We start from the raw sequence: 2,149 nt of genomic DNA on the forward strand, positions 1-2,149 counted from the left end.
GGCAACATGAACCGCAGCTTTCCCGGCCGGCCGGACGGGACGGTGACCGAGAAGATCGCCGACTATTTCCAGCGTGAGCTGCTCCCCCGCGCCGACATCGTGTTCGACTTCCATTCCGGCGGCAAGACGCTGGACTTCGTGCCGTTCTGCGCCGCGCATACTTTGCCCGACAAGGCGCTGGAACAGAAAGCCTTCGACGCGGTCGCGGCCTTCGCCGCCCCGTTCTCGATGCGCATGATCGAGATCGACGCCGTCGGCATGTATGACACGGCAGCCGAGGAGATGGGCAAGGTCTTCGTCAGCACCGAGCTGGGCGGCGGCGGCACGTCGCGTGCGCAGACGGTGCGGATCGCGCGGCGCGGCATTCTCAACGTACTGCGCCATGCTGGCATTGTAGATGGTGCGGTCGAGAAGACTCGAACCCAGTGGCTCGACATGCCGTCGGGCGATTGTTTCTCCTTCGCCGAAGATGACGGCATGATCGAAACCATGGTCGATCTCGGTGAGCCCGTCGAAGAAGGCTCGGTGCTGGCGCGCATCCATTCCACCGGCCGCACCGGCATCGCCCCGCAGGAGATCCGGGCAAAAATGTCGGGCATGCTGGCGGCGCGGCATTTCCCCGGGCTGGTCAAGGCCGGCGACTGCGCGGCGGTGGTGGCTGTGCACGTCTGAGCGATTCCGCCGAGGCTTGCTCCACCCGGTTCGCGTCCATCGTCACTTGCTCTTGATCCGTTGCGGAGCCTTCGGCGCGGCGGAAAGAAGCAGCATGGCGAGCGGAGTCGACATTGCAGGAGGATGTCACTATATAGCGGCGGCTTCGACCTGCGCGCCCGAGGGCAGCACCTCGAAGCAACTGTGAATGTGTAGTGTGTTGCGCCATCTATTGTGACGGAAATCGGCTCGGAAACCGGAAAAAAGCAAATAGAAACAGTGGCGCAGCGCTGGGCGTGACCCAGCCAACGGTACCGACCCCTCCAGAATCAGAAAATGCTCTTGACCCCTCGATTTCCTATGGCTCTGTGGACCTTGGACGGCATTGGCTTGCCGGACGACCGCGACTCGGCTGGAATGGGGACATGCATCCTTTGCGGGATGTCGACGTTTGTGATTACCAACCGGCTTTGCCGCCAGGGAACAGCAGTATGAGTGAACACGCCATCGAATTCTTGCGGGGATGGATCGGCGAAAAGGTCCATTGCCAGTCCTCCCAGGCAAGGATCGACAAGCAGGCCGAAACCCTGGCCAAGGAGTGCGCCGCCGAGGCGGCCGAGGTCGGCATCCCGCTGGAGGACATCCAGGAAGAAGTCGGCGATATCCAGGAACTTATCGCATCCCGGCTTGAGGAAGCGGCCGAGGCCGAGGAAAGCCAGCAGGCCCCCGGAAAAGCCGCGGAATGATCAAAGCCGCGGAATGATCGCATAGCGGCGACGTGTTCCAGCGCGGGCTTGTGGCCCGCGTTTTTGTCTTCAGCCAAACTTCTCCTTCAGCCACGTCTTCGGCAGCGCCGGCACGAAATTCCCGTCGCGTCCGGTCATATCGTCATTGGCAACCAGCGCGTTGAGGATTGCTTCCTCCACGGTCTGGATCACTGCATCGAAAAACGGATCGATATCGGTGTCCGGAATAAAATCGGCGCTGGCGATGCGGCCGGATGGCGCCAGCGCCGCGCTCGCATTGGCGGTCGAGAAGGCGATAAAAATGTCGCCTGAACTGTGATAGCCGAAGCCGCCGGTCAAGGCGACGCCAAGCGGCACCCGTCGGGCCAGCCGCTTCATCTGATGCGGCAGGAACGGTGCGTCGGTGGCGGCGACGGCAATGATCGAGCCCTTTTCAGCACGCGGTGTGCCTTCGCGGACCGCCGGTTCGAGAAGCTCCGGCCCGGCGCGCAGGCCGCGAATGGTGATATTGCGCCGTTTTCCAAAATTAGACTGCACGAAGGCGCCGACGGTGTAGGCACGGCCTTGCCATTCGACGATGCGCGACGCCGTGCCGGAGCCGGCCTTGAAGCCGAAGGTGATCATGCCGGTGCCGCCGCCGACGCTGCCTTCCTCGATAGGCCCGCCGGCGGCACCGTCGAGAGCCTGCGCAACATGCTCTGACGTCAAATGGTGGCCGTTGATGTCGTTGAGGAAGCCGTCATAGGTCTCCG

The 2,149-nt window shown here is 62.8% G+C and carries 3 protein-coding genes; 2 read left to right on the plus strand and 1 reads right to left on the minus strand.

The window, feature by feature from the left end:
- A partial coding sequence (gene doeB, locus EN939_RS31285) for a N(2)-acetyl-L-2,4-diaminobutanoate deacetylase DoeB (RefSeq protein WP_127271472.1) occupies positions 1–672 on the plus strand: 672 nt, incomplete at its 5' end.
- A gap of 470 nt (positions 673–1,142) precedes the next feature.
- Positions 1,143–1,397, plus strand: a complete 255-nt coding sequence (locus EN939_RS31290) for a DUF768 domain-containing protein (RefSeq protein ID WP_127271474.1) — start codon at positions 1,143–1,145, stop codon at positions 1,395–1,397.
- A 69-nt stretch (positions 1,398–1,466) separates the two neighbouring features.
- Here the strand turns inward: EN939_RS31290 and EN939_RS31295 are convergent.
- A partial coding sequence (locus EN939_RS31295) for a P1 family peptidase (RefSeq protein ID WP_206528387.1) occupies positions 1,467–2,149 on the minus strand: 683 nt, incomplete at its 5' end.

It is taken from the genome of Mesorhizobium sp. M7A.F.Ca.CA.002.05.1.1, assembly GCF_003998335.1.
Taxonomy (GTDB): domain Bacteria; phylum Pseudomonadota; class Alphaproteobacteria; order Rhizobiales; family Rhizobiaceae; genus Mesorhizobium.